Origin of the sequence: Microbacterium oxydans, from assembly GCF_000956525.1 — a bacterium.
Lineage (GTDB): Bacteria > Actinomycetota > Actinomycetes > Actinomycetales > Microbacteriaceae > Microbacterium > Microbacterium oxydans_A.
This window is the reverse complement of the sequence record NZ_JYIW01000017.1, coordinates 1-13,969: the sequence shown is the minus strand read 5'-3', so window position 1 is coordinate 13,969 and position 13,969 is coordinate 1. Positions and strand designations below refer to the sequence as shown.

At 69.5% G+C, this 13,969-nt stretch carries 15 protein-coding genes and 1 pseudogene; 4 read left to right on the top strand and 12 right to left on the bottom strand.

Going from position 1 to position 13,969, the window contains the following annotated elements; all coding sequences use genetic code 11:
• Positions 1-11 precede the first annotated feature (11 nt).
• The 5 genes from RS83_RS02520 to RS83_RS02500 are packed head-to-tail and all read right to left on the bottom strand — an operon-like array spanning position 12 to position 2,311.
• Positions 12-626 (bottom strand): hypothetical protein, encoded by a 615-nt coding sequence (locus tag RS83_RS02520; RefSeq protein ID WP_045277943.1) that lies wholly within the window; start codon positions 624-626, stop codon positions 12-14.
• Entirely contained in the window at positions 623-1,204 is a 582-nt protein-coding gene (locus tag RS83_RS02515) for a DUF6286 domain-containing protein (protein ID WP_045277942.1), read from the bottom strand. The genes RS83_RS02520 and RS83_RS02515 overlap by 4 nt, the downstream gene beginning before the upstream one ends.
• Positions 1,201-1,596: a hypothetical protein gene (locus RS83_RS02510; protein ID WP_045277941.1), complete on the bottom strand. Its 396-nt coding sequence runs from the start codon at positions 1,594-1,596 to the stop codon at positions 1,201-1,203. The genes RS83_RS02515 and RS83_RS02510 overlap by 4 nt, the downstream gene beginning before the upstream one ends.
• Positions 1,596-1,784: a DUF2273 domain-containing protein gene (locus RS83_RS02505; protein ID WP_045277940.1), complete on the bottom strand. Its 189-nt coding sequence runs from the start codon at positions 1,782-1,784 to the stop codon at positions 1,596-1,598. Before RS83_RS02505 ends, RS83_RS02510 begins: the two co-directional genes overlap by 1 nt.
• Positions 1,781-2,311 (bottom strand): Asp23/Gls24 family envelope stress response protein, encoded by a 531-nt coding sequence (locus RS83_RS02500; protein WP_082071482.1) that lies wholly within the window; start codon positions 2,309-2,311, stop codon positions 1,781-1,783. The genes RS83_RS02505 and RS83_RS02500 overlap by 4 nt, the downstream gene beginning before the upstream one ends.
• Positions 2,312-2,552: 241 nt before the next feature.
• Here RS83_RS02500 and RS83_RS02495 point away from each other — a divergent pair, with 241 nt between their 5' ends.
• Positions 2,553-3,305, top strand: a complete 753-nt coding sequence (locus RS83_RS02495) for an SDR family NAD(P)-dependent oxidoreductase (RefSeq protein WP_045277939.1) — start codon at positions 2,553-2,555, stop codon at positions 3,303-3,305.
• A gap of 290 nt (positions 3,306-3,595) precedes the next feature.
• On the opposite strand, the gene RS83_RS02490 is transcribed toward RS83_RS02495, so the two are convergent.
• Positions 3,596-4,828 (bottom strand): MFS transporter, encoded by a 1,233-nt coding sequence (locus RS83_RS02490; protein ID WP_045277938.1) that lies wholly within the window; start codon positions 4,826-4,828, stop codon positions 3,596-3,598.
• Between the two features lie 139 nt (positions 4,829-4,967).
• Here RS83_RS02490 and RS83_RS02485 point away from each other — a divergent pair, with 139 nt between their 5' ends.
• Entirely contained in the window at positions 4,968-6,554 is a 1,587-nt protein-coding gene (locus RS83_RS02485) for an SDR family oxidoreductase (RefSeq protein WP_045277937.1), read from the top strand.
• Between the two features lie 682 nt (positions 6,555-7,236).
• Here RS83_RS02485 and RS83_RS02480 read toward each other — a convergent pair.
• The 3 genes from RS83_RS02480 to map all read right to left on the bottom strand — a co-directional run bounded on the left by RS83_RS02480 (position 7,237) and on the right by map (position 10,527).
• A complete protein-coding gene (locus tag RS83_RS02480; RefSeq protein ID WP_045277936.1) occupies positions 7,237-9,021 on the bottom strand; it encodes an ABC1 kinase family protein in 1,785 nt (594 codons plus the stop codon).
• Positions 9,022-9,048: 27 nt separating this feature from the next.
• Positions 9,049-9,660 carry a PadR family transcriptional regulator gene (locus RS83_RS02475; protein WP_045277935.1) on the bottom strand — a complete coding sequence of 204 codons (612 nt, stop codon included), beginning with the start codon at positions 9,658-9,660 and terminating at the stop codon, positions 9,049-9,051.
• A gap of 96 nt (positions 9,661-9,756) precedes the next feature.
• A complete protein-coding gene (map, locus tag RS83_RS02470) occupies positions 9,757-10,527 on the bottom strand; it encodes a type I methionyl aminopeptidase (protein ID WP_045277934.1) in 771 nt (256 codons plus the stop codon).
• A gap of 66 nt (positions 10,528-10,593) precedes the next feature.
• Between map and RS83_RS02465 the strand changes: the two genes are divergently transcribed.
• The gene (locus RS83_RS02465) at positions 10,594-10,869 is read left to right on the top strand and encodes a helix-turn-helix domain-containing protein (protein WP_045278032.1); all 276 of its coding nucleotides are present in this window, start codon (positions 10,594-10,596) and stop codon (positions 10,867-10,869) included.
• Positions 10,787-11,158: pseudogene (locus tag RS83_RS19200) on the top strand (SDR family NAD(P)-dependent oxidoreductase); the annotation flags it as partial. The gene RS83_RS02465 and the pseudogene RS83_RS19200, both read left to right, overlap by 83 nt.
• A gap of 110 nt (positions 11,159-11,268) precedes the next feature.
• On the opposite strand, the gene RS83_RS02460 reads toward RS83_RS19200, so the two are convergent.
• From RS83_RS02460 to RS83_RS19050, 3 genes are all read right to left on the bottom strand, one after another.
• Entirely contained in the window at positions 11,269-12,717 is a 1,449-nt protein-coding gene (locus RS83_RS02460) for an MFS transporter (protein ID WP_082071481.1), read from the bottom strand.
• Between the two features lie 81 nt (positions 12,718-12,798).
• Positions 12,799-13,365, bottom strand: a complete 567-nt coding sequence (locus RS83_RS02455) for a TetR/AcrR family transcriptional regulator (RefSeq protein WP_045277933.1) — start codon at positions 13,363-13,365, stop codon at positions 12,799-12,801.
• A 134-nt stretch (positions 13,366-13,499) separates the two neighbouring features.
• Complete coding sequence (locus RS83_RS19050; protein ID WP_269429873.1) at positions 13,500-13,754, bottom strand: HNH endonuclease; 255 nt, start codon at positions 13,752-13,754, stop codon at positions 13,500-13,502.
• Positions 13,755-13,969: the final 215 nt, after the last annotated feature.

Sequence of the window (13,969 nt, the reverse complement as noted above, 5' to 3'; positions counted from 1 at the left end):
TCGGGTCGGACTCAGGAGAGTCGACGCTGGTCGTGGGCGAGCCGCGCTCGCAGTCCCGTGTGGATCGAGACGTACGCGGCCGTGTCGCGGCCCGTGAGGGTGGCGAGGTTGGTCAGCAGCGTGTCGAGGTGATCGACGAGCTCGCGCGGGTCGGTGTTCTGCCGCGGCGTGACCGCGACGTGCAGCACCGGCTCGTTGCGGACGTCGTTGGCCGTGACGCTGGTCGAGAGGATCTCGTCGCGTCCGGTCAGCGAGTTCTTCACGGCATCCGAGACGAACGACTCCGTGACCGTCACCCGGCCGAGCGTGTTCTGCGATCCCGACGACCGCAGTGCGGTGCGCGAGCGGCGTCCCGAGACGCTGGTGAGGGCGAGGATCAGCAGGATGATGACCACGACGATCGCAGCCACCGCGCCGATGCCGATCCAGGAGGCGGTGCCGCCGGCGATGGCGGTCGCGCCGATCGCCTGGTCGAGCCACGACTCGGAGTCCTTGCCTGCCGCCGACCAGACGTCGGCGGCGGTCGGCCAGCTCATGATGAGGATGCCGAGGGCCCCGAGGCCGAGGAACAGCAGCCCGATGATGAGCAGCAGCACGCGGTTCAGCGCGCGGTTCGTGGCGTTCACAGGTCGTCGTCCTTCTCGATCGCGCGTTCGATCCGAACGCGGGTGCGGATGCTGCTGGTGAGGCGGTACGTCTGCAGCTCCTGCTCGGCGAGCGACTGCACGGTCGCCTTCTCGAGCGGGACGCCTGCGCCGGGGCGCATGGTGACGTCGACGCTGCGGTGTCCGACGCCGACCGTGATGTCATCCCTCGGGATGCCGGTCTCGTCGGCGATGTGCTGCGCGAGCGCACTCGCGATCACGCCGTTGTCGACGACGACCGCGCGGCCGCCGGCCTCGAGCACCTGCTTCGACAGTCGACCGGGGGTGACGGCCAGCCAGATGAAGACCAGACCGATCACGGCCAGCACGATGCTGCCTGCGATCACGAGGCCGACAGGCTGGGTCGGCAGACCGACGAGCCATCCCGCTGCCGCCGCCGGACCGAGCAGGAGCGCGGGCTGCGCGGCGAGGCTCAGCACGATCTCGAGACCGATGTAGGCGAGGGCGAGGATGAGGAGGATGACCGCGACGAACATCGCGACGGTGCGCGGTGAGTGGGTCTCGCGTCGGATGACGCGACGAAGTGCCGGGGTGGTCATCGCACTCGTCTCCTTTCAGGGATGATGGCGCCGGTGATGGTGATGGCGATGCGGGTCACGTCTCGGCCGAGGAGGCCGGTGAGACGCTGCTGCAACTGTTCCTGCAGCGCACTCGCCCGCTCGAGCACCGGGACGGTGCGGGCGATCTCGGCGGTGTCGCTGAGATCGGGGACGGGGAGCGGCGTGGAGATCCGCAGGGCGAGCCCTGCGCCGCGTTCGATGACGTCGACCTTCACATCGCTTCTGGGTACGCCGATCAGAGTCGCGGATGCCTGCTCCGCGACCGTGCGATAGACGCGTTCCTTCACGTCGACGCGGCCAGGGATGGATTCCCCGTCGGTGGCGGCCATGGACCGGCCGCCACCGACGATCACGCTCTGGTCGGTGCGCATCAGGAGGTTCGCCGCCCGGTGATGACGTCAGCGAGTCCGCGGACGTCGAGCTTGCCGGACGCGACGCGACCGACGGCCGCACCGATCCCTGCGAAGAGCGCCATGAGGATGAATCCCCAGAAGCCGAACAGCAGGGCTGCGAGGGCGAGGAGTGCGCCGATCAGGGCGCCGGTGGTGGTGGGGGTCATGAGACTCGCGACTCCTCAGCGTCCTGGTTGTTGTCCTGGCCGGGGACGTGCACGTCGTTGACCTCGACGTTGACCTCGACGACCTCGAGTCCGACGAGGCGGGTGATCGCTCCGGCGACCGCAGCGCGGACGTTGTTGGCGACCTCCTGGATCGGAGCCGGGTACTCGACCACGATGGTCAGGTCAGCAGCGGCCTGGGTCTCGCCGACCTCGACCTTGACGCCCTGCGCGAGGTCGGTCGCGTTGATCACGTCGCGGATGGCACCGAAGGCGCGTGCTCCGCCGCCACCGAGTGCGTAGACGCCGGCGACCTCACGAGCGGCGATACCGGCGACCTTGGCCACCACGCCCTCGGCGATCGTCGTGGTGCCTGCGGCTTCGACGTCGGTGGGGATCCGCGACGACGAGAACGAGGCGGTGCGGTCCACGCGCGGGGCGGGCGCTGCCGGCTTCGCGGCTGCAGCGGTGTCGGGCAGCCCCTTCTCGGCGGGGGTGGTGGGGGCGGTGTTCTGGTCCTGCGTTGCCATGACGAGTCCTCTCACTTCTGTGACCGGCCCTGGCCCCGTTGGGCTTCGACCGGGAGCGATGACGTCGCTCACAGGTAAGACGGGCAGACCTCCCGATTCGTCACAAAAAAGTTCTGGAGATGCGTTCCGGATGATTCATCCACGTGAATCCATCTCCTCGTTCCGGGCGTAGGGTTGAAGGAAGGACGGACCGTCCGAGAAGATCTCCCGGCACCGTGACCGCCCGGAAGTGGAGTCACTCGTGGCTCAGTACGACGTCTCGAACCGCTCAGCGATCGTGACGGGAGCAGGCAGCGGAATCGGACGCTCGACCGCACTCCTCCTCGCCCGGAACGGCGCATCCGTCGTCGTGAACGACCTGAACGCCGAGAACGCGCAGGCCGTCGTCGACGAGATCCGCGCAGCGGGCGGTGTCGCAGAGGCATCCGTCGGCGATGCGACCGACGTGGCGTGGATCGCATCCTCCGTCGAACTCGCGAACACCCTCGCACCGCTGCGCATCGGCGTGAACAACGCGGGCATCGGCGGAGCATCCGCACCCACCGCCGAATACCCGGACGACGCATGGGACAAGGTCATCTCGATCAACCTCAACGCCGTGTTCCGCAACATGAAGGCGCAGATCCCCTCGATCCTCGCGAACGGCGGCGGCGCGGTCGTCAACATCGCGTCGATCCTCGGCAGCGTCGGCTTCGCGAACTCGCCCGCCTACGTCGCCGCGAAGCACGCGGTGGTCGGCATGACGAAGTCCGCAGCACTGGAGTACTCGGCGCAGGGCGTGCGCGTCAACTCGGTTGGCCCCGGCTTCATCGACACTCCGCTGCTCGCCTCGATGGATGCCGCAGCCCGCGAATTCCTCGTGTCGAAGCACCCGATCGGACGCCTCGGCCAGGCCGACGAGGTCGCGAACCTGATCGCGTTCCTCGCGAGCGACGCCGCCAGCTTCATCACCGGCAGCTACCACCTCGTCGACGGCGGCTACACGGCCCCCTGACTCCGCCGCTTCGCGCTGCCTCGCTCGCGCTGCCTCGCCTCGCGCTGCCTCGCGCTGCCTAGCCTCGCCTCGCGCTGCTTCTGCCTCGCCTCGCGCTGCTGCCTCGCCTCGCCTCGCGCTGCTTCTGCCTCGCCTCGTCGCTGATCGCCGAACGGCCCCTTTGTGTGCGAACGGCCCCCTTGAGTGCGTCATATAAGGGGGCCGCTCGCACAAAGAGGGGCCGCTCGGCGGAAGGAGCGGATGCGGAAGGAGCGGATGCGGGAGGAGCGGGACGGATGCGGAAGGAGCGGCTACGCCTTCGGGCGGCGCCCCTCGAGCACACCGGCGAGCAGCACCGCGACGAGGGCAGCGGCTGGTGCGACGATCAGCCCAGCGCGGAGGCTCTCGGTCTCGGCGATGAAGCCCACGAACGGCGGCGACAGCAGGAAGCCGAGCCGCAGCAGCCACGACACGATCGTGAGGCCGACGCCTGGGCGCAGCCCCGGGAGGTCGTCCGCCGCGTGCATCGCGGCCGGGATCAGCGTCGCGATGCCGAAGCCGACCGCCGCGAATCCGGCGATCGTGCCAGGCACGCTGGGGAAGATGAGCGCGAGCGTCATGCCGACGGCGGCGATCAGTCCACCGACGCGGGCGACCGCACGCTGCCCGAAGCGGTCGGTCATGCCGTCGCCGAGCATCCGTCCGATGAACTGCGCGCCGACCAGGGCGATGAAGCCGAGCGGGGCGATCGCAGCTTCGGCGCCGAGCGATTCGCCGAGGTACAGCGTCGCCCAGGAGTTGCCGGCGTCTTCGGCGACGGCGCCGGCCATCGCGATGAGCGTCAGCGCGATCAGGATCATCACGAGGCGAGGACTCACGGCACGGCGCAGGGCGCCCTTCAGCTCGGCGGGTTCGGCGGTGGCCTCGGCATCCGCCTCCGAGTCGTCATCGTCGCGACCAGGCAGGCAGAAGCGCAGTGCGACCAGGGCGACGATCGCGAACACCACGGTCGAGATGCCGAGGTGCACGCCGAGTGGCAGTCGGAGCGCGATCGCGGCGGCCGCCATGCCGCCACCGAGCACGGCGCCGATCGACCAGATCGCGTGGAAGCCGTTGATGATCGAGCGCCCGTATCGACGCTGCACGCGCAGACCGTGGGCGTTCTGCGCGACGTCGGTGATGGCATCGGATGCTCCGCCGACGAGCAGCGCGACGGCGAACAGCAGGCCGGACGGCGCGAGCGCTGCCGCGAGCAGGCCGAGTGCCGTGAACACCGTGCCGAACACGGCCATGCGCCCTGAGCCGAATCGGCGGATCAGGACCGCAGCGAGGAGTCCGGCTGCGATCGCGCCTGCGGGGAACGCAGCGATCGCGAGACCGTAGCCGACGTTGTCGAGGCCGAGCGCCGACTTGATCTCGGGGTAGCGCGGCAGGATGTTCGCGAACAGTGCCCCGTTCGTCAGGAAGAGCGCCGAGACGGCGATGCGCGCGCGACGTGTCGCCCGATCGGGCGCGGATCGTCGAATCGATTCGGCGGTAGTCATAGCAACGATCGTACGGGGCATCCGAGCATGCTCGCGACCACGTCGCGCACTCGGGCGAGCCGCACTGATGCGCTACCCGCGCGCATACCCGAAAGCAACCCCGTATCCGTTCGGAAGCTCACCGGCCTACGCTCGACCCATGACGGATCTCACCCAGCCAACCGGCCGCGAAGATGCACTGCGCGCGATCCCGCGCGACGACGGCAGCGCCCCGCGCGCGCTCGTGCTCGGGGCCACCGGCTACATCGGCGGTCGCCTCACCCCGCGCCTGCTCAACGCCGGGTACCGGGTGCGCGTGCTGGCGCGCGATGCGGCTCGCGCAGCATCCTTCCCCTGGGGTTCGGAGTGCGAGATCGTCGAGGGATCGGCGGATGACCCGGACGCCGTGGCCGAGGCCATGGACGACGTCGACGTGGTCTACTACCTGATCCACTCGATGTCGGCGGGCAAGGGCTTCGAGGAGAGCGACGAGCTCGCCGCGAACACCGTGGCCGAGGCTGCGAAGGCGGCCGGCGTGCATCGCCTCGTCTACCTGGGCGGGCTGCATCCGGATGACGCGAAGCTGTCGCCGCACCTGCGCTCACGCGTGCAGGTGGGAGAGACGTTCCTCGCCTCCGGGGTGCCGACGCTCGTGCTGCAGGCCGGTGTCGTGATCGGCTCGGGCTCGGCGTCGTTCGAGATGATCCGCCACCTGACCGACGTGCTGCCGTACATGCCTGCGCCGAAGTGGGTGCGCAACCGCATCCAGCCGATCGCCGTGCGCGATGTGCTGCACTATCTGCTCGGCGCCGCCAGGGTCGACGCCGACGTGAACCGCGCGGTCGACATCGGTGGGCCCGACGTGCTGCGCTACGGCCAGATGATGAACGGCTACGCCGTCGAGGCGGGGCTACCGCAGCGGGCGATCGCCGCACTGCCGGTGCTGACGCCTGGGCTCGCCTCGCACTGGGTGAATCTGGTGACGCCGGTGCCGCGGTCGATCGCGCGTCCGTTGGTCGCCTCGCTGCAGAACGAGTGCGTCGTGAAGGATCATGCAGTCGACGAGCTGATCCCGCAGCCGGAGGACGGCCTGACCCCGTATCGCCGAGCCGTCGCGCTCGCACTCGGACGCCTCGACGCCGACACGATCGAGACGAGCTGGCAGGATGCCGAGGTCTCCGGCGCGCCGAGCGATCCGCTGCCGAGCGACCCCGACTGGGCCGGACGCACCGTGTTCACCGACAAGCGGGCACTGAAGACGACGGCATCCGTCGACAAGCTGTGGAGCGTGCTGCTGGGCATCGGCGGCGACAACGGCTGGTACTCGTCGCGCTGGCTGTGGACGATCCGCGGGTGGATGGACCGCCTCGTCGGTGGCGTCGGGCTGCAGCGCGGTCGTCGCAGCCGCAGCGCCGCGCGTGTCGGCGATGCGATCGACTTCTGGCGGGTCGAGGCCGTCGAGACGTCAGATGCGGGCAACCTGCTCCGGCTGCGCGCCGAGATGAAGGTGCCGGGCGCTGCGTGGCTCGAGCTGCGGGCGATCCCCGACGGATCAGGCGCGCGGTACGAGCAGCGGGCGGTCTTCTTCCCGAGCGGACTCAGCGGACGGCTGTACTGGCTGGCTGTGCTGCCGTTCCACGGCTTCATCTTCGCGGGGATGGCGGCGAAGATCACCGCCACGGCCGAGGGCGTGCAGAAGGTCAAGCCCACGGAGGAGCCGGTGGATGCGGAGACGGTGACCCCCTGACCCTGGGCCCCTGGGCCCTTGGGCTTGTCGAAGGGCCCTGGTTCCCTGAGCTTGTCGAAGGGCCCTGGTTCCCTGAGCTTGTCGAAGGGCCCCTGGTTCCCTGAGCTTGTCGAAGGGCCCCTGGTTCCCTGAGCTTGTCGAAGGGCCTTGGTCCCGCAGCGGGCCGCGTCCCTGATCCTGTCGCCACCCCCTCCGCCGAGAGGTCGAAACGCGCCGCGAACGTGTGCTCAGGCGCGGCATGTCTTGACCTCTCGACATGATGGCGCGGCGCGACAGCACCGAACCCGCCGGGTCCCCCGAGCATGTCGAAACGTCCCGAGCGTGGTGAAGCGTCCCGAACATGCCGCATCCCGAGCATGCCGCATCATCCTGCCGCCAACCCCTCCGTCGAGAGGTCGATACGCGCCGCGAGCGTGCGCTCGGGCGCGGCGTGTTTCGACCTCTCGACATGATGGCGCGACGCGGCCGCGGCCGAACGACACCGAACCCGCTGGGGTCCCGAGCGTGTCGAAGCGTCCCGAGCATGCCGCATCCCGAGCATGCCGCATCCCGAGCATGCCGCGTCATCCTGCCGCCAACCCTCCGTCGAGAGGTCGAAACGCGCCGCGAGCGTGCGCTCGGGCGCGGCGTGTTTTGACCCCTCACCGGGAGGGGAGGGCGCGGCGCACCGCGAGGGCGCGGCTCAGCGCGGGCCGCGGCGGCCGACGCCGGAGAACACCGAGTGCAGCAGCGGGAGCGCCGAGACGCAGACGAGCGTGACGCCGAGCGGGGGGATCGTCGGCACGAGCAATGCGCCGCCGACGAGCATCGCAGCGAACAGCACGCCGGATCCGATACGGCGGGCGATCCCCTCGAGGCGGTCGAGGCGACGCTCGAGCCGAGAGGTGTCGAACGACACGGTGCCGTCGTTGACGCGGTCGATCACGTCGTCGATGCGCTGCGGGAGACGCATCATGACCCCGGCGGCGTCCACGGCCCGCGACGCGACGGCCTGCACGACGTTGCCGGTCTCGGCGCGGAGCAGGCGGCCGGCGTAGGGCTCGGCGGCATCCCACACGTTGAACGAGGGGTCGAGCCCACTGCACATGCCAGAGGTCAGCGACACCGCGCGGATGAGCAGCAGCATGTTCTCGGGCAGCTGCAGCGGGAGCGACCGGACCATGTCGCCGAACTCGTCGGCGAAGTCGCGGAACTCCCGCGGGTCGACCTTGCTGAGTTCGGCGAAGCCCATGCCGCCGAAGCGTGCGAACAGGGCCGTGAGCGCACGTTCGAGTTCGGCGGTGTCGGCGGATGGCAGCAGCACGCCGATCTCCTGCGCTGCGGCGACGAGTCCGCGGCTGTCGCGCCCGGCGACCGCGATCAGCAGGGTGCGCAGGCCGTCGCGCAGGCTGTCCGGCACTTCGGCCATCATGCCGAAGTCGATGAACGTCAGGCGGAAGTTCCGCGGCTGACCCCCTGACGCCGCCCTCACCTGGCCCGCTGACCCCGCGCTCACCTGACCCACTGACGCCGCCCCCACCTGGGTCCCTGAGCCTGTCGAAGGGCCGGGCACCGGCGTCACGAAGATGTTCCCCGGATGCGGATCGGCGTGCACGAAGCTGTGCGTGAACACCTGGTCGAACATGACCTCGGCGAAGACCTCGGCGACCTCGGCCGGGTCGATGCCGGCGGCGTGCAGTGCGTCGGTGTCGTTGATCTTGATCGCGGTGACGTCCGACAGTGTGAGCACACGGCGGGTCGAGCGCTCCCACACGATCTCGGGGGTGTCGACGCGCGGATCGTCGGCGAAGTTCTCGCGGAACCGCTCGGCGCTGGCGGCCTCGTGCAGGTAGTCGATCTCTTCGAGGCTGGTCTCGGCGAACTCCTCGACGAGTCCAGGCGCATCGACCCGGTCGGCGACGAGCCGCACGCGGGTGAGCCATTTCGCGACCCGACGGAGGGCGGCGAGGTCGACCGCGACGATCTCGTCGATGCCAGGACGCTGCACCTTCACGATGACGTTCCCGAGCCCGGTGTCGGCGGCGTCGATGGCGGAGAGCCTGGCGCGATGCGCTTGACCGAGGGATGCCGCTGCCACCGGATTCTCGTCGAACCAGGCGTAGGCCCGGTCGAGCGGGAGTCCGAGTTCGGCTTCGGCGGCGGCGCGGATCGCCGCGTACGGCACGGGCGGGACCTCGTCCTGCAGCCCTTCGAGCTCAGCGGTGATCTCGGGCGGCAGCACGTCGAGGCGCGATGACATGAACTGCCCGACCTTGATCATCAGACCGCCGAGGTCGATCGCGAGCGCGTGGAACCGGCGTGCGAACCTCTGCATGCGCGGTCCACGCGTGCGCTCGGCGATCGAACTCATCCCGAGGCGCGGGAGCACCAGTTCGAACCACCAGATCTTGGCGAGCTCGCGGGATGCGAACGCCAGGATGCGTCGGTATCGGGCGCGATGGGCGCCCTGCGCCGCGGCATCCGTCATCTGCTGGGTCCTTCTTCGTGGGTCCGATCAGTCCTGAGCGAGGATCGAGTAGAGCTTACGTCGCGCGTCGTCGAGCACGTCGATCGCGCTCTGCACCTGCTCGGGCGTCCCGGTGCGTCCGACCTGTGCGGCGGCTCCGGCGAGGTCGACCCCGGCCTTGGGCAGCGCACTGAAACGCGGGTCGTTGCGGTGGCCGTCCTTGCCTGCGGTCGGCTCCCACGGGGCCTTCGTCTCGGACGACTCGGCGGCGACGGCACGACCGGCCTCGGTGAGCGAGTAGGTCTTGCGACCGTTCTGCTCCTCGGCTGCGATGAGGCCTTCGTCGGCCAGCAGCTGCAGGGTCGGGTACACCGATCCGGCGCTGGGCTTCCAGGAGCCGCCGCTGCGCTCGGCGATCTCGTTGATGATCTGGTAGCCGTGCATCGGCTGCTCGGCGAGCAGCGAGAGCACTGCCGTGCGAACGTCGCCGCGGGCCATGCGGGACCCGCCGCTCGGACGCTGCTGGTCGAAGCTCTTGCGGAACTGATCGACGATGTCGTAGATCGCGCCGGCCGGACCGTTCGCGCCTCCGAAGAGGTTGCCGAGGTTGTTGGCGCCGTCGTTGCTGCCGGTGCCGCCGAAGGGGAATGCGTTGTTCATGATGACCTCCTGGGTCTGTGGTGAACGATACTCAACGATATATCGTTCACCCTGGAGGTTGGGTGGGAATTCCGCAGCCGTTTCCGGTGTGCAGGATCAGCGCGGGAGCGTCAGGATCTCGGCGCCCGTCTCGGTCACGGCGATCGTGTGCTCGGTGTGGGCGGTGCGGCATCCGGTCGCGCTGCGGAGCGTCCAGCCGTCGTCATCCGTCACCAGTTCGGCGGTGTCGGCCATGACCCAGGGCTCGAGCGCGAGCAGCAACCCCGGACGCAGGATGTAGCCGCGACCAGGACGGCCGTCGTTCGCGACGTGCGGATCCTGGTGCATGGTCGAGCCGATGCCGTGGCCGCCGAACTCCATGTTGATGGGGTAGCCGGCCTGGCGCAGCACCGTGCCGATCGCGCGCGAGAGGTCGCCGATGCGGGCGCCGGGCTTCACCGCGGCGATGGCTGCCGCCAGCGCGCGCTCGGTCGTCTCGATGAGGGCGAGATCCTCGGGCGCCTGCGTCTCGCCGACGATGAAGCTGATCGCCGCATCGGCCGAGATGCCGTGCAGCGTGACGGCGAGGTCGAGCGTGAGCAGGTCGCCGTCCGCGAGTGCGTAGTCGTGCGGCAGACCGTGCAGCACTGCATCGTTCACGGCGGTGCAGATGTAGTGGCCGAAGGGTCCGCGCCCGAAGGACGGGGCGTAGTCGACGTAGCAGGATTCGGCACCTGCATCCGTGATCATCTGCTGCGCCCACCGGTCGATGTCGAGCAGGTTCACGCCGACGACCGCACGCTCCTTCAGGGTGTGCAGAATGGTGCCGACGAGCGCGCCGGTGTCCTTCGCTCTGGTCAGTTCGTCGGGGGTGAGGATCTCGATCATGGTTCTCTCCGTGGCATCCAATAACTATCCCGGTAATACTATCCCGGGATTAGTATGGGCATCATGATGGTCCGGATGCCGCTGACTGCCGCCGAGCTCGAGCGGGGCGAACGCCTCGGCGCGCTGCTGCGGCGCGCACGCGGCGAGCGGTCGATGCTGGCCGTCGCGCTCGATGCCGGCGTCTCGCCGGAGACGCTGCGCAAGATCGAGTCCGGTCGCGTCGCGACGCCCGCCTTCTCGACGATCGCCGCGATCGCCGATGTGCTCGGGATCTCGCTCGACAGCGTGTGGGCCGAGATCGAGCCCGTCCGTTCGACTGCGAGCGCGCAGGTCGCGTCGTAGCCGCCGCCGTTTCCGCCTGCGTTTCGAAGGAGTTCCTCGGATGCCTCACGCCCTGGTGACCGGCAGCTCGCGCGGCATCGGTCGCGCGATCGCGCAGACGCTCGCACGTCGCGGGGACCGTGTCGTGGTGCACTATGCGAGTGACCGCGCTGCCGCCGAGGAGACGCTCGCGTCGCTCGAGGGGTCAGGACACGCCGTGGTGGGTGGCGACATCGGTTCGCCGACGGAGGCGCAGCGCGTGGTCGTCGAGGCGATCGCCGCGGTCGGGTCGCTCGACATCCTCGTGAACAACGCGGCTGAGCGGCTGACTCGGCCAAATGCGCTTCCCTCGGCCGGATTCCTGGAATCCGGCAGAGGGAAGCGCACATGTCCGAACGAGGCGCACGAAGCGGATGCTCCTCAGCGCCGCCAGATCGCGACGACGCCTGCTCCGACGACGGCCAGCACGGCCGCGCCGACGAAGAGCCAGGCGAAGCCGCCGGTGACGGCATCCGCTGTCGTGGCACCGCCGGCTTCGAGCGCAGCCGTGCGCAGTCCGGCGATCGTGCCGAGCACGGCGAGTCCGACGGCGCCGCCGATCTGCTGACTCGTGTTGATGAGTCCGCCCGCGAGTCCCGCTTCGCCGCCGTCGACGCCCTCGACCGCGAGCTGCGTCGTCGCGACGAATGCGCCGCCGAGGCCGATGCCGATCAGCAGCGTCGGTCCGAGCAGGTGGACGAGGAATGCGGCATCCGAGGGTGCGAACGCGAGCCAGACGAGGCCGCCGGCGAGCACGAGCAGCGAGCCGATCAGCACCGGACGGCTGCCGAGACGCGCGATCACGGCTGGTACTGAGCCCGCGACGAGCACGAGCGCCCCGGCGAGGGGGAGCTGCGAGAGGCCGGCGGCGAGCGCGTCGTAGCCGAGCACGGCCTGCATGAAGACCGAGAGTGCGAAGAACAGCGCGACCATCGCGGCCCCGGCGAGCAGCATGACGACGTTGCCGAGCGCGAGGGTGCGGTTGCGGAACACCGACAGCGGCACGAGCGGTTCGGGGCTGCGGCGCTCGATCATGACGAAGGCGAAGCCGAGGGTGACGGCGGCGACGAACAGCACGATCGGCAGCGGATGCAGGAAGCCGAGCTGCTCGACGGCGCTGAACGCACCGACCAGGGCGACGAGGGCGGCGGTCACGGTGATGGCTCCGGCGGCGTCGAGTCGCCCCTGTGAGCGGATGCCGTCGCGTGTGATGAGCAGCGGGATCGCGATGAGCACGATCGCACCGACCGGCACGTTGACGAAGAACACCGACTGCCAGCCGAGGGTCGCGGTGAGCACTCCGCCGAGCAGGACGCCCGCGGCGGAGCCGATGCCGGCGACCGCTCCCCAGACTCCGAGGGCCTTGGTGCGCTCGGTGTTGTCGGGGAAGAGCTGGGTGAGCAGCGCGAGGGCGGCTGGAGCGAGCAGCGCGGCGGATGCCCCCTGCAGCGCGCGGGCGGCGAGCAGCATCTCACTCGAGATCGAGAGGCCGGCGATGGCGGATGCCGCGACGAACCCGGCCGTGCCGATCAGGAACACCCGACGGTGGCCGTAGCGGTCGGCGAGGCGGCCGCCGAGGAGCAGGAGTCCGCCGAACGCGAGGACGTATGCGGTGATGACCCAGGCGAGGGCGAGGGTGTCCATGCCGAGCTGGCGCCCGAGCACGGGGAGGGCGATGTTGACGATCGAGGCGTCGAGCACGACGAGGAACTGGGCGAGGGCGAGGATGCCGAGGGCGAGCCAGCGGCGCGTACTGCGCGGGGCGGATGGCGTGGTGGTCTGGGCTCGCCTGGAGCTCTGGGTCGGCGTGGTGCGGGTTGGCGTGGTCATGATGATTCCTTTCGATGATTAATGAGTGATTACTCACTCACTCTTTTGGGTATGAAGAAGCGGATACCTTCCCGCCTCGGTTCAATCGGGGTGGGTGATCCCCGTGGTGAGCAGGGCGGCCCACTGTTCCGGGCGCCCGTCGAGCCGGGTCGTGACGATGAGGTGGCAGAGCTGGCCGTAGGCGATGAATCGCTGCACCGCTTCATCGCTGCCGCCGGAGCGGGTCTGAGCGAACGTGGCCACCCGGCCGAGACCCGCGCGAAGGGCCGCACCGATCTCCGGGATGTCGGCGACCGATTGCGCGTGCACCTGCAGCATCAGCAGCGCTCGGTCCGAGATGAGGTGCGCGTAGGCGTCGCCCATCGAGTCCAGGATGCCGTCGGCGGTCTGGTCGGTGGCAGCATCCGCGCCCTCTTCGAGCGCGGCGATGATCGCGTCGAAGCATGCCTCGAGCGCGGCGATGAACAGCGCCTCTTTGCCTGAATAGAGCTTGAAGACGTAGGCGGGCGAGATCTTCGCCGCACCCGCGACGTCGGCCACGGTGGTGCCGTGGTAGCCGCCTCGGGCGAACTCGGTCAGTGCGGCAGAGGCGACGAGTGGTCGCCTCGCATCGGCCGTGGAGAGGATCGAGCTTCGCGTGGTGGACATATGAGTGACCGTACACTCACTCTTGGTATATGGCAACGGTTTATCGGCTCCAGAGTCATCACGGGCCGCGATCCGCGATCCGCTCAGGCGGCGATCCACTCGCGCGCCGACCCATTCATGCCCCATTCACTCATTCAGGCGGCGATGTCGAGTCGTGCGCGTCCGCCGAGGCGTGGTGCACGTTCGGGGTCGACGTAGCTGGGTGGGATGAACCAGACCCGCGCTGCGACGCCTGTGCCGTCGATGTGGATGCCCCACCCGTTGTCATGGATGCGGTGATGACACGTCTCACACAGCAGCACCCCGTTGGACAGGTCCGTCGGTCCGGCGTCTCGCTGCCACCACCGGATGTGGTGTGCTTTCGTCATCCCCGGTGGGAGCCCGCACATCGCACACCCACCATCACGTTCCACGAGCGCGAGACGTTGCGCCTTCGTGAACAACCGTCGCTCCCGCCCCCAATCGAGGACCTCGCTGTCCCCGCCGAGGACCCAGGGGATCACCCCACCCCCGGCCGCGATCCGCCTGGCCGCCCCGACACTGAGCGGCTGATCAACCCCATCGATCGACGCCGCCCCGACACCCGAGTCCAGATCATCCAGGC

Excerpts from the sequence above, each read along its gene's own strand:
- RS83_RS02515 (WP_045277942.1), bottom strand. The coding sequence starts at position 1,204 with ATGACCACCCCGGCACTTCGTCGCGTCATCCGACGCGAGACCCACTCA.
- RS83_RS02510 (WP_045277941.1), bottom strand. The coding sequence starts at position 1,596 with ATGCGCACCGACCAGAGCGTGATCGTCGGTGGCGGCCGGTCCATGGCC.
- RS83_RS02505 (WP_045277940.1), bottom strand. The coding sequence starts at position 1,784 with ATGACCCCCACCACCACCGGCGCCCTGATCGGCGCACTCCTCGCCCTC.
- RS83_RS02500 (WP_082071482.1), bottom strand. The coding sequence starts at position 2,311 with ATGGCAACGCAGGACCAGAACACCGCCCCCACCACCCCCGCCGAGAAG.
- RS83_RS02490 (WP_045277938.1), bottom strand. The coding sequence starts at position 4,828 with ATGACTACCGCCGAATCGATTCGACGATCCGCGCCCGATCGGGCGACA.
- RS83_RS02485 (WP_045277937.1), top strand. The coding sequence starts at position 4,968 with ATGACGGATCTCACCCAGCCAACCGGCCGCGAAGATGCACTGCGCGCG.
- RS83_RS02480 (WP_045277936.1), bottom strand. The coding sequence starts at position 9,021 with ATGACGGATGCCGCGGCGCAGGGCGCCCATCGCGCCCGATACCGACGC.
- RS83_RS02475 (WP_045277935.1), bottom strand. The coding sequence starts at position 9,660 with ATGAACAACGCATTCCCCTTCGGCGGCACCGGCAGCAACGACGGCGCC.
- map (WP_045277934.1), bottom strand. The coding sequence starts at position 10,527 with ATGATCGAGATCCTCACCCCCGACGAACTGACCAGAGCGAAGGACACC.
- RS83_RS02465 (WP_045278032.1), top strand. The coding sequence starts at position 10,594 with ATGGTCCGGATGCCGCTGACTGCCGCCGAGCTCGAGCGGGGCGAACGC.
- RS83_RS02460 (WP_082071481.1), bottom strand. The coding sequence starts at position 12,717 with ATGACCACGCCAACCCGCACCACGCCGACCCAGAGCTCCAGGCGAGCC.
- RS83_RS02455 (WP_045277933.1), bottom strand. The coding sequence starts at position 13,365 with ATGTCCACCACGCGAAGCTCGATCCTCTCCACGGCCGATGCGAGGCGA.
- RS83_RS19050 (WP_269429873.1), bottom strand. The coding sequence starts at position 13,754 with ATGTGCGGGCTCCCACCGGGGATGACGAAAGCACACCACATCCGGTGG.